This is a genomic window from Streptantibioticus cattleyicolor NRRL 8057 = DSM 46488 (assembly GCF_000240165.1).
Taxonomy (GTDB): Bacteria; Actinomycetota; Actinomycetes; order Streptomycetales; family Streptomycetaceae; genus Streptantibioticus; species Streptantibioticus cattleyicolor.
In genome coordinates this window covers 4,054,255-4,075,632 of record NC_017586.1, presented here as the reverse complement: position 1 = coordinate 4,075,632, position 21,378 = coordinate 4,054,255, and the positions used below count along the sequence as shown (strand labels likewise).

21 protein-coding genes are annotated in these 21,378 nt (G+C 72.6%); 7 read left to right on the top strand and 14 right to left on the bottom strand.

The features are described 5' to 3' along the window. Positions 1-9: 9 nt before the first annotated feature. From SCATT_RS17940 to SCATT_RS17920, 5 genes are all read left to right on the top strand, one after another. Positions 10-687 (top strand): response regulator transcription factor, encoded by a 678-nt coding sequence (locus SCATT_RS17940; protein WP_173405644.1) that lies wholly within the window; start codon positions 10-12, stop codon positions 685-687. After that, a complete protein-coding gene (locus tag SCATT_RS17935) occupies positions 684-2,225 on the top strand; it encodes a sensor histidine kinase (protein ID WP_014144515.1) in 1,542 nt (513 codons plus the stop codon). The genes SCATT_RS17940 and SCATT_RS17935 overlap by 4 nt, the downstream gene beginning before the upstream one ends. Further along, the gene (locus SCATT_RS17930) at positions 2,222-2,884 is read left to right on the top strand and encodes a hypothetical protein (RefSeq protein WP_014144514.1); all 663 of its coding nucleotides are present in this window, start codon (positions 2,222-2,224) and stop codon (positions 2,882-2,884) included. The genes SCATT_RS17935 and SCATT_RS17930 overlap by 4 nt, the downstream gene beginning before the upstream one ends. An 80-nt stretch (positions 2,885-2,964) precedes the next feature. Continuing rightward, complete coding sequence (locus SCATT_RS17925) at positions 2,965-3,480, top strand: VanZ family protein (RefSeq protein ID WP_014144513.1); 516 nt, start codon at positions 2,965-2,967, stop codon at positions 3,478-3,480. A 112-nt stretch (positions 3,481-3,592) separates the two neighbouring features. Then, the gene (locus SCATT_RS17920) at positions 3,593-3,793 is read left to right on the top strand and encodes a PspC domain-containing protein (protein ID WP_014144512.1); all 201 of its coding nucleotides are present in this window, start codon (positions 3,593-3,595) and stop codon (positions 3,791-3,793) included. Positions 3,794-3,865: 72 nt separating this feature from the next. On the opposite strand, the gene SCATT_RS17915 is transcribed toward SCATT_RS17920, so the two are convergent. After that, entirely contained in the window at positions 3,866-4,195 is a 330-nt protein-coding gene (locus SCATT_RS17915) for a hypothetical protein (protein ID WP_014144511.1), read from the bottom strand. Between the two features lie 274 nt (positions 4,196-4,469). Further along, positions 4,470-5,735 (bottom strand): adenosine deaminase, encoded by a 1,266-nt coding sequence (locus tag SCATT_RS17910; protein ID WP_014144510.1) that lies wholly within the window; start codon positions 5,733-5,735, stop codon positions 4,470-4,472. 122 nt (positions 5,736-5,857) lie between these two features. Between SCATT_RS17910 and SCATT_RS17905 the strand changes: the two genes are divergently transcribed. Next, positions 5,858-6,601 carry an alpha/beta hydrolase family protein gene (locus tag SCATT_RS17905; RefSeq protein ID WP_041824840.1) on the top strand — a complete coding sequence of 248 codons (744 nt, stop codon included), beginning with the start codon at positions 5,858-5,860 and terminating at the stop codon, positions 6,599-6,601. On the opposite strand, the gene SCATT_RS36600 is transcribed toward SCATT_RS17905, so the two are convergent. Next, the gene (locus SCATT_RS36600) at positions 6,528-6,767 is read right to left on the bottom strand and encodes a DUF397 domain-containing protein (RefSeq protein WP_157894838.1); all 240 of its coding nucleotides are present in this window, start codon (positions 6,765-6,767) and stop codon (positions 6,528-6,530) included. The two genes, SCATT_RS17905 and SCATT_RS36600, sit on opposite strands and share 74 nt — an antisense overlap. Before the next feature lie 23 nt (positions 6,768-6,790). Next, positions 6,791-7,678 carry a LysR family transcriptional regulator gene (locus tag SCATT_RS17900; RefSeq protein ID WP_041825145.1) on the bottom strand — a complete coding sequence of 296 codons (888 nt, stop codon included), beginning with the start codon at positions 7,676-7,678 and terminating at the stop codon, positions 6,791-6,793. A gap of 168 nt (positions 7,679-7,846) precedes the next feature. Between SCATT_RS17900 and SCATT_RS17895 the strand changes: the two genes are divergently transcribed. Then, positions 7,847-9,094, top strand: coding sequence for an MFS transporter (locus SCATT_RS17895; protein WP_014144506.1), 1,248 nt, complete (start codon positions 7,847-7,849; stop codon positions 9,092-9,094). Here the strand turns inward: SCATT_RS17895 and SCATT_RS17890 are convergent. The 10 genes from SCATT_RS17890 to SCATT_RS17845 form a co-directional block, all read right to left on the bottom strand. Further along, complete coding sequence (locus tag SCATT_RS17890; protein WP_014144505.1) at positions 9,087-9,677, bottom strand: Uma2 family endonuclease; 591 nt, start codon at positions 9,675-9,677, stop codon at positions 9,087-9,089. The genes SCATT_RS17895 and SCATT_RS17890 overlap by 8 nt on opposite strands. A 185-nt stretch (positions 9,678-9,862) precedes the next feature. Then, positions 9,863-10,459 (bottom strand): Uma2 family endonuclease, encoded by a 597-nt coding sequence (locus SCATT_RS17885; RefSeq protein ID WP_014144504.1) that lies wholly within the window; start codon positions 10,457-10,459, stop codon positions 9,863-9,865. A gap of 99 nt (positions 10,460-10,558) precedes the next feature. Beyond that, the gene (locus SCATT_RS17880) at positions 10,559-11,836 is read right to left on the bottom strand and encodes a thymidine phosphorylase (protein WP_014144503.1); all 1,278 of its coding nucleotides are present in this window, start codon (positions 11,834-11,836) and stop codon (positions 10,559-10,561) included. A gap of 26 nt (positions 11,837-11,862) precedes the next feature. Next, positions 11,863-12,255: a cytidine deaminase gene (locus tag SCATT_RS17875; protein WP_014144502.1), complete on the bottom strand. Its 393-nt coding sequence runs from the start codon at positions 12,253-12,255 to the stop codon at positions 11,863-11,865. After that, positions 12,252-13,532, bottom strand: coding sequence for an ABC transporter permease (locus SCATT_RS39670; RefSeq protein WP_014144501.1), 1,281 nt, complete (start codon positions 13,530-13,532; stop codon positions 12,252-12,254). Before SCATT_RS39670 ends, SCATT_RS17875 begins: the two co-directional genes overlap by 4 nt. Then, the gene (locus SCATT_RS17865; RefSeq protein ID WP_014144500.1) at positions 13,529-14,650 is read right to left on the bottom strand and encodes an ABC transporter permease; all 1,122 of its coding nucleotides are present in this window, start codon (positions 14,648-14,650) and stop codon (positions 13,529-13,531) included. The genes SCATT_RS39670 and SCATT_RS17865 overlap by 4 nt, the downstream gene beginning before the upstream one ends. Beyond that, entirely contained in the window at positions 14,647-16,218 is a 1,572-nt protein-coding gene (locus tag SCATT_RS17860; RefSeq protein WP_078590773.1) for an ABC transporter ATP-binding protein, read from the bottom strand. The genes SCATT_RS17865 and SCATT_RS17860 overlap by 4 nt, the downstream gene beginning before the upstream one ends. A gap of 204 nt (positions 16,219-16,422) precedes the next feature. Further along, positions 16,423-17,475, bottom strand: a complete 1,053-nt coding sequence (locus tag SCATT_RS17855; RefSeq protein ID WP_014144498.1) for a BMP family lipoprotein — start codon at positions 17,473-17,475, stop codon at positions 16,423-16,425. 911 nt (positions 17,476-18,386) lie between these two features. Further along, complete coding sequence (locus SCATT_RS17850) at positions 18,387-19,586, bottom strand: amidohydrolase (RefSeq protein ID WP_014144496.1); 1,200 nt, start codon at positions 19,584-19,586, stop codon at positions 18,387-18,389. A gap of 236 nt (positions 19,587-19,822) precedes the next feature. Next, complete coding sequence (locus tag SCATT_RS17845) at positions 19,823-21,355, bottom strand: glycosyltransferase family 4 protein (protein ID WP_014144495.1); 1,533 nt, start codon at positions 21,353-21,355, stop codon at positions 19,823-19,825. Positions 21,356-21,378: the final 23 nt, after the last annotated feature.

The window sequence follows — 21,378 nt, the reverse complement described above, 5'->3', positions numbered from 1 at the left end:
ATGACCTTCGTGCCCTTCCTGTTGCTTATCGAGGACGACGACGCCATCCGCACGGGCCTCGAACTGGCCCTGACCCGGCAGGGCCACCGCGTGGTGGCCGCCGCGTCCGGCGAGGAGGGTCTGGACCGCCTGCGCGAACAGCGTCCGGACCTGATCGTGCTGGACGTGATGCTGCCGGGGATCGACGGGTTCGAGGTGTGCCGCCGCATCCGCCGTACCGACCAGTTGCCGATCATCCTGCTCACCGCCCGCAGCGACGACATCGATGTCGTCGTCGGGCTGGAGTCGGGCGCCGACGACTACGTGGTCAAGCCGATCCAGCCACGGGTGCTGGACGCGCGCATCCGGGCCGTGCTGCGCCGCGGCGAGCGGGACAGCACCGACTCGGTGGCGTTCGGCTCGATCGTGATCGACCGCTCGGCGATGACGGTGACCAAGGACGGCGAGGATCTCCAGCTGACCCCGACCGAGCTGCGGCTGCTGCTGGAGCTGAGCCGCCGCCCGGGGCAGGCGCTCTCCCGCCAGCAGTTGCTGCGCCTGGTGTGGGAGCACGATTACCTGGGCGATTCGCGGCTGGTCGACGCGTGTGTGCAGCGGCTGCGGGCCAAGGTGGAGGACGTGCCGTCCTCGCCGAAGCTGATCCGTACCGTGCGCGGCGTGGGTTACCGGCTGGACGCTCCGCAGTGAGCGATGCGGCGCGGGCGGGGCGGCTGCGGGCCGCGCTGGTGGGCCTGCGGTTCGGCAGTCTGCGGCTGCGGCTGGTGGCGGTCTTCGCCGCGGTGGCGCTGACCGCGGCGGTGTCGGCCTCCGGGATCGCCTACTGGCTCAACCGCGACGCGGTGCTGACCCGGGCGCAGAACGCGGCGCTGGACGACTTCCGGGCGTCGATGAGCCGCAACGTGGGTTCGCTGCCGGTCGATCCGCCCTGCGACGAGTTGCAGCAGGCGGCCAACCGGATGGCGGCCGGCACCCAGGGCTACGAGGTGCTGCTGATCTCCACCGACGCGGACGGCAACCAGTGCGCGGCCACCTCCGACCGTGACCTGTTCACGCTGGACGAGGTGCCCGAGGCGTTGCAGAAGGCGGTCGCCAAGGTGCGTCCGCTCACGGCTGAGAACCGGGCCGGGTACCACCTGTACTGGCAGCGCACCACGGTCGGCGGCCGGCCGTTCCTGGTGGGCGGCGCCAAGATGATCGGCAACGGGCCGACCGGCTACATGTACAAGTCGCTCGACGCCGAGCGGTCCGACCTGTCGTCGCTGGCCTGGTCGTTGGGGATCGCCACGGCGCTGGCGCTGATCGGCGCCGCGCTGCTGGCGCAGGCGGCGGCCGGCACGGTGCTGCGGCCGGTGCAGCGGCTGGGGGACGCGGCGCGCAGACTCGGCGAGGGGCGGCTCGACACCCGGCTGCGGGTGTCGGGCACCGACGAACTGGCCGAGCTGTCGCGGACGTTCAACAGCACGGCGGAGGCGTTGCAGCGCCGGGTGGAGGAGTTGAGCACCCGGGAGGCGGCCTCGCGGCGGTTCGTCGCCGACATGTCGCACGAGCTGCGGACCCCGCTGACCGCGATCACCGCGGTGACCGAGGTGCTGGAGGACGAGGCGGACGCCCTCGATCCGATGATCGCCCCGGCGGTGCGGCTGGTGGTGACCGAGACGCGGCGGCTGGGCGATCTGGTGGAGAACCTGATGGAGGTGACCCGGTTCGACGCGGGCACCGCCAAGCTCCGGCTCGACGAGGTGGACGTGGCCGACATGGTGACCGCGTGCATCGACGCGCGCGCCTGGCTGGACGCGGTGGAGCTGGACGCGCCGCGCGGCATCCTGGTGCGCCTCGATCCGCGCCGGCTCGACGTGATCCTGGCCAACCTGATCGGCAACGCCCTCAAGCACGGCGGCTCCCCGGTGCGGGTGACGGTGCGTACCGAGCGTCCGGCGGACGGCCCGGGTGAGCTGGTGGTCGAGGTGGCCGACAACGGGCCGGGCATCCCGGAGGACGTGCTGCCGCACGTCTTCGACCGGTTCTACAAGGCCGACGCGTCGCGGGCCCGCTCCGAGGGCAGCGGGCTGGGGCTCTCCATCGCGCGGGAGAACGCGCTGATCCACGGCGGCACCATCACCGCCGCCAACCGGCCGGAGGGCGGCGCGGTCTTCACCCTGCGGCTGCCCATGCCGCCGGACGAGTCCGCCGACCCCGAGTCGGAATCCGAGGAAGGTGACCGGTGAGACCGGCAGTGGACCACACGGCGGGGACGGCGGGCCTCACGCGCCGTGGCTGGCGGGCGGCCGGGGCCGCGCTGCTGCTGGGCACCGTGGCGGCCGGCTGCGGCATCCGCGCGACCTCGGTGCCGGTGGACGCGGGCGCGGCGCCCTCCCGGGTGTCGTGCGCGGTGCCGGAGGCGGCGGCCACCGCGACGGCGCGGCCGGGCACCACGACGGCCGCCGTCTACCTGGTGTGCAGCCAGCGGGTCTCCCCGGTGCAGCGGGTGGTGGCCCGGCCGGGCGGTGACCGGCTGGCCACCGCGCGGCTGCTCCTGGCCGAGCTGGAGCGCAAGCCGGACCCGGCCGAGGAGCACGGCGGCTTCACCTCGGAGGTGCCCGGTGGGCTGGCGGTGCGCGGCCCGGCCGACGGCGATCCGCCGGAGGCGCTGCGGCTCAGCCAGGATCCGGACGACCTGCCGTCGTACGCGGTGGGCCAGTTGGTGTGCACGTTCGCCGGGACGGCCGCCGGGGCCGGTGACCGTTCGGTGGTGCTCGGCGGGCCGGATCCGCACCACCGGGTGGAGCGCTACCGCTGTGACGACGCGCTGCGCACCCAGCCGCTGCCGCCGTCCGCCTCGACCCCGTCCGCGTCGCCGTCGGAGTCAGAGTCGGGGCAGCCGTGAGGACGGCCGGGAACCGTGGTCCGGTACCGGGCGTCCTTCCCGTTGTGCAGCCGCGACCGACGAACCCCTGGGCGCGCCCGTTGGGCCTGGCGCTCACCGCACTGCATCTGACGGTCGTGTGCTGGCTGACCACCCAGCCCGCGTCCGCCGGATGGGTGGCGGCCGGCAACTTCGTCCCCTTCCAGACCATCCGCGCCGATCTCGCCCTGGGGGGCACGTCGGCGCTGTTCCACCTCGGCGGGGGCCTGGCGATGCTGGCGCCGCTGGGGGTGCTGCTGCCGCTGTCCGGCGGGCGGGTGGACGTCCCGGCGGCGGTCTCCTTCGCCCGTACCGTCTTCGCCGCGATGATGCTCTCGCTGGCGCTGGCCATAGTGCGGACCGGACCGGCCGGGCAGGTCTTCGACGTGGACACGGTGCTGCTCAACACGGTGGGCGTGGCGGTGGCGCATCTGCTGGTGGTGCCGGCGGTGCGGGCCCGGCTGCGGCGGCGTGGCCGGCGGCGGCCGGACGGCGGCGCGGAGCGGGCCCCGGGCGCGCCGGGTGGCGTCGGTCAGGGTGCGACCCCGACGATTTCCAGGGTCGGGGTGGCACCGTAGGGCGACGGCCGGGGCGGGCGGGCGCTTCTACGGTGGAGTCATCGGCCGGGTGGTCCGGCCGGGTGGTGCGACCGCACCGTGTACCCGAGGTCGCCGAAGGAGTTGCTTGTCCATGGCCGCCGCACTCGTACGTCCCCGTCACGGCCGGATGATCGCCGGGGTGTGCGCGGGTCTCGCCCGGCGTTTCGGCGTCTCGCCGCGCACCATGCGGGTGATCTTCGTGCTCTCCTGCCTGCTGCCCGGCCCGCAGTTCCTGGTCTACCTGGCGCTGTGGGTGCTGCTCCCGGAGGAGGAGCGGTACCCGGCGTACTGACCCGGCGGCAGGACGGCGAACGGGCCGGTCACCCCCGCGGGGGTCCGGCCCGTTGTCGTTCGTGGCGGCGGATCAGTGGCCCAGGCCGCCGGGGAGGCCGCCGAGGGCGCTGAGCGGGCCGAGCGCGCCGGTGGGCAGGCCGCCGAGCAGGGTGCTGGGGCCGAGCGGACCGGTGTGGGTGCCGCCGATGACGTTCCTGACCGCCTGGGTGCCCTCGGCCGCGCCGGGGACGGCCCCGGTGAGCTTCTCCACCGGGAGGACCTTCGTGGCGGTGTTCAGCACCGAGCTCGGGTCGGCGGCCGGCAGCGGCAGCGGGGCGGCGTTCGCCGAGCCCGCGGCGGTCGCCGCGAAGGCCACGCCGAGCGCGGCGGCACCGAGGGTCTTGATGGTTCCCGTCTTCATCGAATTACATCCTCAAAGGGGTGGCTTGTGTCGGCCCCGCGATGGCGCACGGCCGTTACCGCGGAATTCCGGAACCTGTCAGCCCGCCCGAGCCGTGGAATCCCCAGGGTTTTCCACGGGAGCGGCACACGTGCTCACGAAAGGCTGTCGTGAGGTCACCGTCCGCAGACGCTAGCCAGGCCGGAGCGGCGAGGCAAACAGGTGGGCGCGGTCGGCCACCCCGCGTCGCCGCCGGGTTCCGACCGCGCCCGCACCCCTGTCCGGCGGGCCCCGTTCAGCCCCGCGGGGCCTCGGATCCGCTGGCCACACCGGTGCCCGCGGCGGCCTGCCGGAAGAGCCACTCCGCCTTCAGCTCGGCGTAACCCGGCTTGATGACGTCGTTGATCATCGCCAGACGTTCATCGAAAGGAATGAACGCGGACTTCATCGCATTGACGGTGAACCACTGCATGTCGTCCAGGGTGTACCCGAACGTGTCGACCAGGTGGCCGAATTCGCGGCTCATGCTGGTGCCGCTCATGAGCCGGTTGTCGGTGTTCACGGTCACCCGGAAATGGAGCCGGCGCAGCAGTCCGATCGGGTGCTCGGCGTAGCTGGGAGCGGCGCCGGTCTGGAGGTTGGAGGTCGGGCACAGCTCCAGCGGGACGCGCTTGTCGCGGACGTAGGCGGCGAGCCGGCCGAGCTTGACGGTGCCGTCCTCGGCGACCTGGATGTCGTCGATGAGGCGGACCCCGTGGCCGAGCCGGTCGGCGCCGCACCACTGGAGGGCCTGCCAGATCGACGGCAGGCCGAACGCCTCGCCGGCGTGGATGGTGAAGTGGTTGTTCTCCCGCTTGAGGTACTCGAAGGCGTCCAGGTGGCGGGTGGGGGGGAAGCCGGCCTCGGCGCCGGCGATGTCGAAGCCGACGACGCCCAGGTCACGGTAGCGGTTGGCGAGTTCGGCGATCTCCAGGGAGCGGGCGGCGTGCCGCATGGCGGTCAGCAGCGCGCCCACCCGGATGCGGTGGCCGGCCGCCAGCGCGCGGCGTTCGCCCTCCCGGAAGCCGTCGTTGACGGCCTCGACGACCTGTTCCAGGGTGAGCCCGCCGTCCAGGTGCTGTTCTGGGGCGTACCGGATCTCGGCGTAGACCACGCCGTCGGCGGCGAGGTCCTCGGCGCACTCGGCGGCCACCCGGAACAGCGCCTCGCGGGTCTGCATCACCGCGCAGGTGTGGGCGAAGGTCTCCAGGTAGCGCGGGAGCGAACCGGAGTCGGCGGCCTCCCGGAACCAGACGCCGAGGCGCTCCGGGTCGGTCTCGGGCAGCTCGGTGTAGCCGGCGTCGCGGGCGAGCTCGACGATGGTGGCGGGGCGCAGCCCGCCGTCGAGGTGGTCGTGGAGGAGGACCTTGGGGGCCCGCCGGATGCGGTCCGGGGTGGCGAAGGTGCCGTCGGCGACTCCGGCGGTGACGGCACCCGGCGGCACCGCGCCGACCGAGGACGGTACGGGCGCGCCGGAACTGGCCGCGCCGGGGACGGGGGTGGGCTGATTCTGGCTCTGCATTGCGCGATGCTAGCGCCTACGCGCGTAGATCGCATGGGTCACGGCGGAACGGTCCGATCCGATACCGAAGATTGACCTGTTCGACAGGCCGGGCACACCGCGGCTTCTGCCAAGGTTCTGCCATGGCTTCGCAAGCTTTACCGGTGCGTGGGGCGCGGCTGGGACGGGCGGTGGGAGCCGCGGACGCGGAGACGGTCCGGGCCGCGGTGCTGGTGCTGCCCGCCGGGCGTGCGGTGGGCACCCGGCGCGGTTCGTCGTGGTCGGCCGCGGCGGCCTATCCGCTGGCCCGGCGGCTGGCCCGGGCCGGCCGGGGCGAAGGGCTCGCCGCGCACCTGGTGCGCTACCGCTTCCGCGGCTGGAACGGCGGCCACGCCCACCCGGTCGCCGACGCGGTCTGGGCCGCCGACGAGGTAGTGCGCCGCTACGGGGACGTACCGGTGTGCCTGGTCGGGGTGGACATGGGCGCCCGGGCCGCGCTCCAGGCCGCCGGTCACCCCGCGGTGGCCTCGGTGGTCGCCGTCGCCCCCTGGCTGCCGCCGGGCGAGGAGCCGGATCCGGTGCGCCAACTGGCCGGACGCCACGTGCTGTTGGTGCACGGCACCGACGACGCCGCGTGCGACCCGGACACCTCCTTCCGGTTCGCCGAGCGCGCCAAGAAGATCAACCCGGACGTGTGCCGCTTCGAGGTGCACACCGACGGCCACGGACTCCACCACCACCGCCCCGAGGTCTTCGCCCTCGCCGCCGACTTCGCCCTGGGCACGGTCTGCGGCCACGCCCTGTCCCGCCCCGTCACCGACGCCCTGGCCGCCCCTCCCCCACTGGGCCTGCGCATGCCCCTGGCGTCCGGCTTCGGGGGCGGGTGACGAGGAAGTCCAGGAACGCCGCCCACGCGGCGTGCCCGAACGTCAGCCGCGGCCCCGTCGGGTCCTTGGAGTCGCGCACCCGCACGGTCCGCTCGCCGATGGCCACCTCCACGCAGTAGGAGTCCTCGTTGAGGCTGTGGCTGGACCTGGTCCATCCGGCTTCCATCGGCTGCCTCCCCACGTGGCCGGTCACCTCGGCAGGAGTCTTCCCCTCCGGGCGAGCAGGAAGCGTTTGAACGCGGCGACGGGACGGGTGTCGTGGTGGCCGGCGAGCCAGGCGACGCCGATCTGGCGGGCGGCGCGGGGCGCGGTGACCGCCAGTTCCGCCACCCCGGGGCGGGGCAGCAGCGGCGGCGGGAGCAGCGCCACGCCGAGCCCGGCGGCCACCAGACCGCGCAGCGTCTCCGCCTCCTCGCCCTCGAACGCCACCCGCGGGGTGAACCCGGCCTTCCGGCACAGGTCGTCGGTGATCCGGCGCAGCCCGTAGCCGGGTTCGAGGGTGACGAAGAGCTCGTCGGCGGCCTCGGCGAGGCGGACCCGGCGCCGGCCGGCCAGCCGGTGGTGCTCGGGGACGACCAGCCGCAGCCGCTGCTCGTCCAGCGGGCGGACGACGAGGTCGGGGGCGTCCGGCAGCGGCGCGGTCAGGCACAGGTCGAGTTCGCCGGCCCGCAGCCGTTCCAGCATCGCCTCGCCGTAGTTCTGCACGAGTTGGAAGCGCACCCCGGGGTGGTCGGCGCGGAACTCGCGCAGCAGGCTGGGCACCGTCTCCGGGCCCAGGGTGTGCAGGAAGCCGAAGGCGACCAGCCCGGTGGCCGGGTCGGCGTCGGCCCGTACCGCCTCGGCGGCGCGTTCCACGCCGTCCAGGGCGCCTTCCACCGAGCGCAGGAAGGTGCGGCCGGCGGTGGTCAGGGAGACGGTGCGGCCGTGCCGGGCGAGCAGGGTGACCCCGAGGTCGGCCTCCAGGCGGGCGACGGCCCGGCTGAGGGTGGACTGCGGGACACCGAGTTCGGCGGCGGCGCGGGTGACGTGTTCGTGGCGGGCGACGGCGGCGAACTGGGCGAGCCGCGGCGCCAGCAGCTCCGCCCAGCCGGGGCCGGCTCCCGGGCCGTCCGACCGCCGGAAGTGGTCTTCTTTCCTACGGTGGGACGAACCACCCGCCGCTGACCTCCGCTGATGCTCCACAGCATCGATTATCGGCGTTCGATGCATTGGACGCATCAATATCACCGCCGTAGCGTCGAGCACATGTCACCCGCCGATACCCGGGCGTCCGTCCCCGCCGTGGACGCCGACGCCAAGCTGCTGCCCGGCACCCCCGCCTACCGACGCGCCATCGTGGCGCTCTTCGCCGCCGGTACGGCGACGTTCCTGCTGCTGTACTCCACCCAGGGGCTGCTGCCGGTGATCTCCGACGAGCTGCGGGTGACCCCGGCGCAGGCGAGTCTGACGGTGTCGATGACCACGGCGGGGCTGGCGGTGGCGCTGATCCCGCTGAGCGCCCTGTCCGAACGGTTCGGGCGCACCCCGGTGATGGCGGCGTCGGTGTTCTGCGCGGCGCTGATCGGGCTGGCGGTGCCGTGGTCGCCCAACCTGGCGGTGCTGGTGGCCTTGCGTACGCTCCAGGGCGTGGCGCTGGCCGGGCTGCCGGCCACCGCGATGGCGTACCTGGCCGAGGAGGTCTCCACGAAGGCGATCGCCTCGGCGATCGGTCTCTACGTGGCGGGCAACAGCATCGGCGGGATGGCGTCGCGAGTGATCGCCGGGTTCGTCGCCCAGTTCGCCGGGTGGCGGGTGGCGCTGCTGGTGCTGGGGGTGCTGTCGCTGGCGTGCGCGGTGGCGTTCCGGCTGCTGGTGCCGCCCGCGCGGTGCTTCACCCCGGCCCGGATCAGCCCGCGCGCACTGGCCCGTACGGTCGGCGGCCACCTGGGCAATCCGCTGCTGGTGCGGCTGTATCTGCTGGGGATGCTATTCATGGCGGTCTTCGGCTCGGTGTACACCGTGCTCGGCTACCGGCTCACCGCCGCCCCGTTCCGGCTGCCGGAGGGGCTGGTCGGCTCGATCTTCCTGGTCTACCTGGTGGGTACGGCCAGCTCCGCCGCGGCCGGGCGCCTGGTCTCCCGGCTCGGCCGGCGTGGCGCGCTCCACGTGGGCACCGCCGCCGTCGCCGCGGGGCTGCTGCTGACCTTCTGCGACGCGCTGGCGGCCGTTCTCGGCGGCCTGGTGCTGATCACCGCGGGCTTCTTCGTCGGCCACGCGGTCGCCTCCGGCGCCGTCGGCCACACCGCCACGGCCGCCCGGGCCCAGGCGTCCGCGCTGTACCTGACGGCCTACTACATCGGCAACAGCGTCGGCGGAACGGTGGGCGCCGCCGCCTACCACGGCGCGGGATGGCCGGCCACCGTGCTGGTGGGCCTGGCCGCGATGGCCTGCGCGGCCGGCGTGACGCTCTACGGGGCGCTGCGGGAGCGGCGGGCCGCGGTGCCGGTCAGGTGAGGGGGAAGACGGAGGTGTCGATGGTGAGGTCGAAGGGGGCGGGGAGGTGGAGGGGGTCGCCGAACTTGACCGTCTGCAGGGTCTTGTAGACACGGTCGCCGGGTTCCCCGAACAGCGTGATGGTGGGCCCCCCGGACGCCCAGCGGTCGATCAGCAGATAGAGGGGGATGCCGCCGAGCGCGTAACCGGCGAGCTTCGTCATCCGGTCGCGTCCGGCGTTCGACGGCGGCGTGACCTCGACGACCAACTCGGCCTGCCCCGCCGGAAGGTAGTTCCCCGGTGTCTCGTCCACCACGGCCTCCGGCACGACGACCAGGTCCGGGATGTAGACGCCGTAACCCGGGATGGCGACGGCGAGCGTGGTGTAGACACCCCGGTCGGGTGGGATGCCCGCGAGCAGTGCCCGCAGCAGCTTGAAGGTGATGCTGTGGTGCTGGTTGGCCGGCGATGGCGTCACCGTGATACTCCCTGCGATGATCTCCACCTTGCAGCCCTCGGGATGGTCCATCGTCTCCCAGAGGCGGACCAGCTCGTCCCAGCTGTAGCCGTCGCCCGGCAGGGGATCGACGGGGAGTGCGCTCATGGTGGTCTCCTCAGTGCGTACGCCGGAATTCCAGCATGCCGAACGGGACCGGCACTCAGCTACCGGTCCCGTTCATTCGTCCGAGTGAGGCGATGATCAGCCGATCCGCTCCAGCACGATCGGGCGCGGGGTGAAGGGGGTGCCGGCCGGGGCGACCTTGCGGGAGCGGCGGGCCGCGGTGCCGGTCAGGTGAGGGGGAAGACGGAGGTGTCGATGGTGAGGTCGAAGGGGGCGGGGAGGTGGAGGGGGTCGCCGAACTTCACGACGTCGAGGACGGTGTACTTGCCCTTCCTCGGCTCGCCGTGCAGCGTGGCCGTCGGTCGCCCGGAGTGCCAGGGATCCAGCAAGAGGTAGAACGGTACCTCCGCCGATGCGTATCCGTGCAGCTTGTCGACGCGGTCGTGGTTGGCGTTGCGCCGTGAGGTGATCTCGACGACGAGCTCGGCGGCACCGGCGGGCACGACGTTGCCGGGTTGCCGTAGCACCGCTCGCGGAAGAACCAGCAGATCGGGGATGAAGAGCCCGACGCGCTCCGGGACGCTGATGCTCTGCGTCTGATAGATGCCCCAGTCGCGGTCTGCCGGAATGCTCCTGTAGAGCAGCCCGTGCAGGCGCTCGGCGATGTCGTTGTGTTCGTTCGACGGCGATGGTGCCACGGTGACGATCCCCTCGATGATCTCCACCTTGCAGCCCTCGGGCGCGTCCGTCTCCTCCCAGATCCGGACGACCTCGTCCCAGCCGTTGCCGCTACCGGGCCCGTGCTCGACGGCGAGTGCGCTCATGGTGTGCTCCTCTTCGGTTACGTCACCGATCCCAGCATGCCGAACGGGACCGGCACTCAGCTACCGGTCCCGTTCATTCGTCTCCGAGTGAGGCGATGATCAGCCGATCCGCTCCAGCACGATCGGGCGCGGGGTGAAGGGGGTGCCGGCCGGGGCGACGGTGACGGCGCCGTCGAGCGCCTGGAGGGCGTAGTCGAAGCGCTCGGGGGTGTCGGTGTGCAGGGTGAGCAGCGGCCGGCCGGCGGTGACCTGGTCGCCGGGCTTGGCGTGGAGTTCGACGCCGGCGCCGGCCTGGACCGGGTCCTCCTTGCGGGAGCGGCCGGCGCCCAGCCGCCAGGCGGCGACGCCGACGGCGTAGGCGTCCAGCCCGGTGAGGACGCCGGTGGCGGGGGCGGTGACCACGTGGCGTTCGCGGGCCACCGGCAGCGGCGCGTCGGGGTCGCCGCCCTGCGCGCTGATCATGCGGCGCCAGTGGTCCATCGCGGTGCCGTCGCGCAGCGCCTTGGCCGGGTCGGCGTCGGGCAGCCCGGCCGCGTCCAGCATCTCGCGGGCGAGCGCCAGGGTGAGTTCGACGACGTCGGCGGGGCCGCCGCCGGCCAGCACCTCGACCGACTCGCGGACCTCCAGCGCGTTGCCCGCGGTCAGGCCGAGCGGGGTCGACATGTCGGTCAGCAGCGCGACGGTGCGCACCCCGTGGTCGGTGCCGAGGCCCACCATGGTGGTGGCCAGCTCGCGCGCGTCGGCCACGGTCTTCATGAAGGCGCCGCTGCCCACCTTGACGTCGAGCACCAGCGAGCCGGTGCCCTCGGCGATCTTCTTGCTCATGATGGAGCTGGCGATCAGCGGGATCGCCTCGACGGTGCCGGTGACGTCGCGCAGCGCGTAGAGCTTCTTGTCGGCCGGGGCCAGTCCGTCGCCGGCCGCGCAGATGACGGCGCCCACGTCACGCAGGACGCCCATCATCTCGTCGTTGGACAGCAGCGCCCGCCAGCCGGGGATCGACTCCAGCTTGTCCAGGGTGCCGCCGGTGTGGCCGAGGCCGCGGCCGGACAGCTGCGGTACGGCGGCGCCGCACGCGGCCACCAGCGGGGCCAGCGGCAGCGTGATCTTGTCGCCGACGCCGCCGGTGGAGTGCTTGTCGGCGGTGGGCCGGGGCAGCGAGGAGAACTCCATCCGCTCGCCGGAGGCGATCATCGCCGCCGTCCAGCGCGCGATCTCGGCCCGGTCCATGCCGTTGAGCAGGATGGCCATGGCCAGCGCCGACATCTGCTCGTCGGCGACCTCGCCGCGGGTGTAGGCGTCGATCACCCAGTCGATCTGCTCGTCGGTCAGCCGGCCGCGGTCGCGCTTGGTGCGGATGACGGAGATGACGTCCATCGTTCGGATCGCCTTCCTAACGTGGTTCAGCGGTTGAGGTCTTCGGCGCCGAAGGCGTCGGGGAGCAGCTCGCGCATCGGGCGGATCCCGGAGGCGGTGTCCACCAGCAGTTCCGGGCCGCCGTGCTCCCACAGCAGCTGCCGGCACCGGCCGCACGGCATCAGCACCGCGCCGGTCCGGTCGCAGCAGGTGAACGCGGTCAGCCGGCCGCCGCCGGAGGCGTGCAGCGCGGAGACCAGGCCGCATTCGGCGCACAGGGCCACCCCGTAGGCGGCGTTCTCCACGTTGCAGCCGACCACGGTGCGGCCGTCGTCGGCCAGCGCGGCGGCGCCGACGGGGAAGCCGGAGTAGGGGGCGTAGGCCCGGGTCATGGCGTCCCGGGCCGCCCGGCGCAGCGCCGGCCAGTCGACGTCGGTCACTTGCCCTGCCCCTTCCGGTACGGCTTGCCGCCCATCTTCGGCATCCGCAGCCGTTGCGCGGACAGCGCGAGCACCAGCAGCGTGGTCACGTACGGGGTGGCGCTGACGAACTCGTCCGGGATGGTGTCGGTCATCAGGAACCAGAACAGCAGCAGCGCGGCGGCGACGGCGCTGAGCACGCCCTGCGGGTAGCTCTTCCGGTACACCTTCCAGCCCGCCAGGAGGGCGAGCAGGATCACCAGCAGGAGCAGCAGCGCGTGGGCGGCCGGGCCGCCGTTGCGCAGTTGGAGGCTGTCGGTGTAGCCGAAGAGTCCGGCGCCCATGGCGAGCCCGCCGGGCCGCCAGTTGCCGAAGATCATGGCGGCGAGACCGATGTAACCGCGTCCGCCGGTCTGCCCCTCGTTGTAGATGTGCGACGGCACCATGGCGAGGAACGCGCCGCCGAAGCCGGCCAGGGCGCCGGAGAGGACGACCGCGGCGTACTTGTAGCGGTACACGTCCACGCCGAGCGACTCGGCGGCCACCGGCGCCTCACCGCAGGAGCGCAGCCGCAGCCCGAACGGGGTGCGCCACAGCACGAAGAAGGTGGCGACGAAGAGCAGCGCGGCGATCACCGTCCACCAGGACAACCCGGTGACCAGGCCGCCGATCAGGCCGGCCAGGTCGGAGACGAGGAACCAGTGGTGCTTCTCGATCGCCTCCAGCCCGCTCGACAGGCCGGGGACGGTGATCGAGGGGACCGCGTGCACCGGCGGCGACTGCTTGGGGTTGCCGCCCTTGGCAGCGGCGGCGCCGGTGTTGAACCACAGCTTGGCCAGGTACTGGGTGGCGCCCTGGGCGAGCAGGGTGATGGCGACACCGGAGACGATGTGGTCCACCCCGAAGGTGACGGTGGCCACCGCGTGCAGCAGGCCGCCGGCCGCGCCGCCGATCACACCGGCGACCAGCCCGGCCCATGGGCCGTACTGCCAGCCGATCCAGGCACCGAAGAAGGTGCCGAGGATCATCATGCCTTCCAGGCCGATGTTGACCACGCCGGCCCGTTCCGACCACAGGCCGGCCAGGCCCGCCATGCCGATCGGCACGGCCATCTGGAGGGCGCCGGCCACCTGGCCGGAGGAGGTGACGTCCTGGGCGCCGGTGAGCGCCCGTACCGCCGACAGGGCGAGCAGCGCGCCGGCCACGATCAGCAGGATGACGGGGGTGGTCAGCCGGGTCCGCTTGGCCCGGCCCTGGGCGCTCTTGGGCGCGGTGGTGGTGGTTGCCGTGGCGCTCATGCCGCCACCTCTTCCTGACGCGGGTTGGTACGGGCCGCGGCGGCGAGTTCCTCGCCGACCTTGCGCTGCTGGCGGCGGATGCCGTAGCGGCGGACGAGTTCGTAGGCGATGACCACGGACAGGACGATGACGCCCTGCATCACGCCGACGATCTCCTTGTCGTAGCCGTTGAACTCCAGCCAGTTGGAGGTGCGGTCGAGGAAGCCCCACAGCAGGGCGCCGATGGCGATGCCGACCGGCTGGTTGCGGCCGAGCAGCGCGATGGCGATGCCGGTGAAGCCGATGCCGGTGGGGAACTCGGTGCTGTACTGGTGGGCCTCGTTGAGCAGTGCGGGCATGCCGACCAGGCCGGCCACCGCGCCGGAGATGACCATGCTGGTCACCACCATGCGCTTGACGTTGACGCCCCCGGCGTGGGCGGCCGACTCGGACTGGCCGACGGTGCGCAGGTCGAAGCCGAACCGGGTGCGGGAGAGGACGAACCAGTAGACCAGCCCGGCCAGCGCGGCGATGACGATGAAGCCCTCGATGGAGCCGGCCTGCGGGTTGGGCGTGATGCTGAAGAACCAGCCGGACTTGGGGAGCACGGTGGTGTGCACGCTGTTGGTGTTGGAGTCCAGGTGGGCCAGGCGGCCGGGCTGGAGCAGGTAGCTGATGACCGCGGTGGCGATCGAGTTGAGCATGATCGTGGCGATCACCTCGCTGACCCCGCGGGAGACCTTGAGCAGCCCTGCGATCCCCGCCCACATCGCGCCGACCAGCATGGCCACCACGATGATCAGCGGCACCTGGAGGATGCCGGGCAGGCTGACCGAGCCGCCGACCACGGCCGCCATGAACGCGGCGAGCCGGTACTGGCCGTCCACGCCGATGTTGAACAGGTTCATCCGGAAGCCGATGGCCACCGCGAGCCCGGCCAGGTAGTACGTGGTCGCCTTGTTGAGGATGTAGACCTGGCTGTCGCTCTTGAAGCCGTAGTCGAACATGATCTGGAAGGCGCGGAACGGTTCCTTGCCGGTGGCCAGCAGCACCAGCGAGGTGACCACGAAGGCGGCCACGACCGCCAGTACGGGGGCGGCGATGCCGAGCGCCACCCGCTCTTTGTCGATCTTTTTCATCGGTCTTCCCCGCCCTGCGGTTCCTCGTCGTGTTCCAGATGGCCGGCCGCGGCGCCGGTCATGGCCGAGCCGAGTTCTTCGGGGGTGATGGTGGCCGGGTCGGCGTCGGCGACCAGCCGGCCGCGGAACATCACCCGCAGGGTGTCGGAGAGCCCGATCAGCTCGTCCAGGTCCGCGGAGATCAGCAGCACCGCCAGGCCCTCCCGGCGGGCGGCCCGGATCTGGTCCCAGATCTGCGCCTGCGCGCCGACGTCCACGCCGCGGGTCGGGTGGGCGGCGATGAGGATCTTCGGCTGGTGGCTCATCTCCCGGCCGACGATGAGCTTTTGCTGGTTGCCGCCGGACAGCGAGGCGGCGGTGACGTCGATGCCGGGGGTGCGCACGTCGTACTCGGCGACGATCCGCTCGGTGTCGCGGCGGGCGGCGGCCGGGTCGAGCAGGGCGCCCTTGCTGTTGGGGCGTTCGGTGACGTGGCCGAGGATGCGGTTCTCCCACAGCGGGGCCTCCAGCAGCAGGCCGTGCCGGTGGCGGTCCTCGGGGATGTAGCCGATGCCGTTCTCCCGGCGCTTGCGGGTGGCGGCGCGGGAGATGTCGGTGCCGTCCAGGGTGACGGTGCCGGAGTCGGGGCTGCGCATGCCCATGATCGCCTCGACCAGTTCGGCCTGGCCGTTGCCCTCCACCCCGGCGAGGCCGAGGACCTCGCCCTTGTGGATGGTGAAGGAGACCTGGTCGAGCACGGTGCGGTCGACGCCGTCCGCGTCGGGCGCGGTCAGGTGGAGCCCTTCGACGGTGAGCACCGGCACGTCGGTGACGGTGGACTCGCGGGTCTCCGGGGACGGCAGCTCGCTGCCCACCATCAGCTCGGCGAGCTGCTTGGGGGTGATCGTCTTGGGGTCGGCCGAGCCGACGGTGGTGCCGCGGCGGATCACGGTGATCTCGTCGGCGACCGAGAGGACCTCGCCGAGCTTGTGCGAGATGAAGATGACGGTGAGCCCCTCGGCCTTCAGCCCGCGCAGGTTGTCGAAGAGCGCGTCGACCTCCTGCGGGACGAGGACGGCGGTGGGCTCGTCGAGGATCAGGGTGCGGGCGCCGCGGTAGAGGACCTTGAGGATCTCCACCCGCTGCCGGTCGGCCACCCCGAGGTCCTCCACCAGGACGTCCGGGCGCACCCCGAGGCCGTAGGCGTCGGATATCTCCAGGATCTTCGCGCGCGCCTTGGCGCCGATGCCGTGCAGCTTCTCGCTGCCGAGGACGACGTTCTCCAGCACGGTGAGGTTGTCGGCCAGCATGAAGTGCTGGTGGACCATGCCGATGCCGCGGTCGATGGCGTCGCCGGGATGGTGGAAGGAGACCTGTTGGCCGTCGACGGCGATGGTGCCCTCGTCCGGCTTCTGCATGCCGTAGAGGATCTTCATCAGGGTCGACTTGCCGGCGCCGTTCTCGCCGCACAGGGCGTGGACGGTGCCGCGGTGGACCGTGAGGTTGATGTCGTGATTGGCGACAACTCCGGGGAACCGCTTGGTGATCCCGGTGAGTTGTACGGCGGGCGGCGGGCTTGCGGGGCTGATGGCGCACTCTCCTCGGGCCGAAGGAGCCGGGCGGTGAAGGAGCCGGGCGTGGGTGGAAGGTACCGCGTGGTCCGGAAATTCGGACCTCTACGCGCGTAGCGGCCCTGCTGGGCATGGATACCTGACGCGTAGCAGGGCCCGCCGGAGGGGGTGTCGCCCTCCCCGTCGGGCCCGCTACGGATGGTGGTGTCGGCTACCGCCGGGTCACGGGGTCGACTTGACCTTGACCTGGCCGTTGACGATCTTCTTCCGGGCCGCGTCGAGCTGCGCCTGGATGTCGGTGATGTAGCCGCCGCTGGTGGCCAGCGAGACGCCGCCCTCGGCGAGGCCGTAGGTACGGTTGCCGCTGATCGGCTTCTTGTCGTGCACGCTCTTGATCAGCTCGTACACCGCGAGGTCGACGTTCTTGACCGCGGAGGTCAGGATCGAGGACTTGTAGGCGGCCAGGCCCGGATCCTGGTACTGGTCGGAGTCGACGCCGATGGCCCAGGCGCCGGCCTTGCCGTGGACGGCCTCGATGGCGCCGGAGCCGGAGCTGCCGGCCGCGGTGTAGATCACGTCGATGCCCTGGGAGAGCATGCCGTTGGCCGCGCTCTTGCCCTTGTCGGGGCTGCTGAAGCCGGAGATGTCGGAGCCGGTGCTCAGGTACTGCACGGTGACCTTGTCGGCCGGCTTGGTGTCCTTCACGCCCTGCTCGAAGCCCGCCTGGAAGCCCTTGATCAGGGCGTTGTCCACACCGCCGATGAAGCCGACGTGGCCGGTCTTGGACTTCAGCGCCGCGGCCACGCCCGCCAGGTAGGAGCTCTCCGGGCTGGCGAAGGTCATGCTGTCCACGTTGGAGCCGGGGACGACCGAGTCGACGATGCCGAAGTTGGTCTTCGGGAACTTCGGCGCGACCGCCTTGATGGCGTCGGCGTAGGCGAAGCCCACCGCGACCACCGGGTTGTAACCGGCCGACGCGAGGTCCGACAGGTGCTGCTCGCGGTCGGACTCGGTGTCCGTGGTCTTGGCGGTCAGCTCCTTCGGCGTGCCGCCGAACTCCTTGGTGGCCTTGTCCAGGCCGCGGGCGGCGGAGTCGTTGAACGAGTGGTCGCCGCGACCGCCGACGTCGTAGGCGACGCCGACCTTCATCCCGGCGCCGCCCGAGGAGGACGACGAGCCGGTCGAGTCGGTGGAGCTGGCGCCACACGCGGTGGCGGTGAGGGCGAGTGCCGCGGTGGCGATGCCGGCGGCGGTGAGCGTGGTTACCCGGCGCACGAGGGGTACCCCTTCAATCCATCTAGCGCCCCGTCCGGCGCTGGTTCTGCGGCAGCTTAACGCGCGTAGATGTCAGGTAAAGGGGGGTTGTGAACCTGTTACCGATTCGAAAGCGGGTCCGCTGGCGCTGGCCGTCAGCGGGTTCGCTGGCGCTGGCCGTCAGCCATTACCTCCTCGGGGTGCGCCCGTTTCCGCTTCGTCGTGGCTGACGTCCAGTCGTTTCCCCCCCCCGCCACCCGTGGCTGTGTTCGTACAGTGCGGGTGCGCACTGTCTGCCTGGGTTTCCGGGGGCCCTCCGGGGTGAGGGTTCGCTCGCGCTGGCGGTCAGCCATTACCTCCCCGGGGGGCCCCCGGTCCCGCTCTCGTCGTGGCTGACGTCACGGATGTTTCCCCCCGCCCACCCGTGGCTGTGTTCGCATAGCGCGGGGCGCGCACTGTCTGCCTTGGGTCCGGGGGCCCTCCGGGGTGACTCCTCGCTCCGCGTATCCGCCACGGTTGCGCTCCGGCTGCTGGGTCGCTGCGGGGACACCCCTGCACGCCCCCGTTCCGCATCGTTCCGCGCTGCGGCACGGAGGGGGTGAGAAAAAGACCGGGGTCACCCCAACCTCCTCCTTACCCCTCCCTCCGCGAAGAGAGGCACCCGCCAACCGGACAGAAGGGGGTGTGCCGGGGGTGTCCCCGCAGCGACCCAATAGCCGGAGCGCGACCTTGGGGGATACCTGGAGCGAGGAGTCACCCCCGGCGCGCCCCCGATCCCGTACCGGCAGTAGGCGAACCCACCCGGTGCCGAACCAAACCAAAAACCCACCCCAACCACCCACCGGGCAGGGGCGAACGGGGGCCACCCCGGAAACCTGAAACGGGCGAACCGGGCCACGGAGTGATGGCTGAGCGCCAGCGCGAGCGAACCGTCAGGAGAGTTGGACCGCTTGGACGAAGAGTTCGGCGCCGACGCGGATGGCTTGCTCGTCCGCGTCGAAGTCGCCGCGGTGGAGGTCGCGGACCACCGGGTCCCCGACGGGGCGGACCCCGAGGCGGGCGAGGGCGCCGGGGACGTGTTCGAGGTACCAGGAGAAGTCCTCGCCGCCGAGGCTCTGCTCGGTGTCCTCGACGCAGTGGGCGCCGAAGCGGGCGGTCATCGCGTCGCGCAGCAGTTCCGCCGAGTCGGCGTCGTTCACCACCGGGGGGACGCCGCGCTGGTAGGTGACCTCCCACTTGGCCCGGTACATCGAGGAGATCTGGTCGACGATCTCGTGGATGAGGTCGGGAGCCTCGTGCCAGGCGGCCAGGTCGAGGCAGCGCACGGTGCCCTCCAGCTCGGCGTGCTGGGGGATGACGTTGGGTGCGTGACCGGATTCGATGCGTCCCCACACCAGCGACAGCCCGCCGCGCGGGTCGATGCGGCGGGCGAGGACCGCGGGGAGTTCGGTGGCCATCTTGGCGGTGGCCATCACCAGGTCGGTGGTCAGGTGCGGGCGGGCGGTGTGGCCGCCCGGGCCGTCCATGGAGAGCTCCAGCCGGTCGCAGGCGGAGGTGATCGAGCCGGTGCGCAGTCCGATCCGGCCGACCTCGACCTTGGGGTCGCAGTGCACGGCGAGGATGCGCCCGACGCCGTCGAGGACGTCGGCCTTGACCATGTCGAGCGCGCCGCCGGGCATGATCTCCTCGGCCGGCTGGAAGATCAGCCGTACCGGGGTGGCCAGCCGCCCTTCCCTGGCCAGGTCGGCGAGGACGAGGCCGGCGCCGAGGACGCAGGTGGTGTGCACGTCGTGGCCGCAGGCGTGCGCGCGGCCGGGTTCGGTGGAGCGGTAGGGGACGTTCTTGGTGTCGGGCAGTGGCAGCGCGTCGATGTCGGCCCGCAGCGCCAGCCGGGGGCCGTCCGCGTCCCCGATGTCGCAGATCAGGCCGGTGCCGCAGGGCACCTCACGGGGGCGCAGCCCGGCCTTCTCCAGCCGGGACCAGATGGCCGCGGTGGTACGGAATTCCTCACGGGAGATCTCTGGGTGCATGTGCAAGTCACGGCGGAAGGCGACAAGTTCGTCGTAACGCTCGTCGGACAGGGTGCCGGACCCGGATAGTGAGTGGTCCACCCCCGACAGACTAGAACTCATGGCCACTCCCCGCTGTGTCGTCGTGGAAAATCGAGCCCGCTTCGGGGAAGAAAATCACCCCTGCGACGCATACCCCGCATGCCGCAGGGTATGACGCTCTTTTTGCCCTCACGCTCTATGGTGGACCAACGAGCGAGCCCACGCTCGGCAACGGCCTGAGCGGGGCCGCATCCGAGGCGACTTCGTCATCTCCACGCGCGCCGGCGCCGTGCCGCGGGGCGCGCACCACCCGGCGCTCACAGCCCGCGGTCGCCGGCCAGCAGCCGCCGGTAGAGCGCCATCAGCTCGGCGGACTGGGTCTGCCAGGACCACTGGCGCAGCAGTTCCGGGGAGCGTTCGTACGCCTTGCGGTAGCGCGGCCGGTTGGTGAGGACGGCGCCCACCGCGCGGACGAAGTCGGCGGTGTCACCGGCCCGGAACACCTCTCCGTTGCCCAGTTCCAAGGTGGCCGCGGCCATCGCCCGTACGTCGCTGACCACCACCGGGAGCCTGGCGTGGGCGTACTCCAAGTAGCGGGCGGGGAGCGTGACTTCGTGGTGCGGCAGGTGGTGGACGGGGGCCACCCCGATGTCGGCGGAGGCGAGGAAGGCGGGGACGTCGGGCGCGGGGACGTATTCCAGCACGTGCAGCCGGCTCGCCACGCCGAGCCGGGCGGCGCGTTCGGTCAGCTCGCGGACGTGCGGGGCGCCGGGGTCGGGGACGACGAAGGCGGCGTGCAGGTCGTAGAGCTTGGGGAGCGCTTCGACGGCGGTGAGCAGGCCGCGTTCGGGGGCGGTGCCGCCGCTGTGCACCAGCAGGGGGACGTCGGGGCCGAGGTGGCAGCGGGCGCGTACCCCGCCGTCCGGTCCCGGGGCGGGGGTGCCCGCGGTGTACGGGGGCGAGTCGAGGACGACGGCGGGGGCCTCGGGGAGGCGGTGGCGCAGGCGCAGGTGGTCGGCGTAGGCGTCGCCGACGGTGACGACGGCGTCGGCGCCGGGCGCGTGGGCGCGTTCGTCGGCGTCCCGGGCGGCGGCGGCCCGGCGGGAGGGGGCGGGGGTGAGCGCCGCGCATTCGTCGGCGTCCCAGACCACCTTCAGGCTGTGTCCGGCCGCCGCCGCGCGGACCTGGGCGCGCAGCGCGACGCCGAGGACGCGGCGGCCCCGGGCGTGCACCAGGTGCGGGCGCAGCGCGTCGAGCAGCGGACCGTAGGCGGTCTCCAGGTCGAGCAGCAGCGGGTCCAGCCGCCGCCAGGCGCGCCGGCCGAGGAGGAGCCGGGCCAGTGCGGTGGCGGCGTTGTCGAGGAAGCGGTCGGGGGTGGCGCGGCGGCGTACCGCGGCCCGGTACTGGGCGGCGCGGGCCAGCGTCCAGCCGCGGCGGGCGGCGTGCCACAGCCGCAGCAGCGCGTGGGCGGTGCGGGCGGCGGCCTGCCGGGCCAGCGGGCGGTACAGGACGCCGAGTTCGGCGGAGCGGGTGCGCAACGCGTGGTCGCGTAAGGCGAGTTGGGCCAGGCGGTAGCGGTACGCCTCGGCGCAGCGGTAGGCCAGGGGCCAGCGCAGTCCGGGGCGTGGCCGGCGCAGCCGGTGGCGGTGGAGGGTCTCGGCGACCTCGACGGCGTGCACGGTGACGCCGGGCGGTGCGGGCGGCCAGTGGCCGTCGGCGCGGCCGATGAGTGAGACCTCGTAGCCGTCCTCGGCGGCCGATCGCGCGACCCGGTAGGCCCGTGCGTCGCTGCCGAGTCCGGTGTCCGCGAGTACCGCGATCCGTGCGGTTTTCCGCGGTGCGCTCCCCATGGGCCAAGGCAAGCCGACGGCGG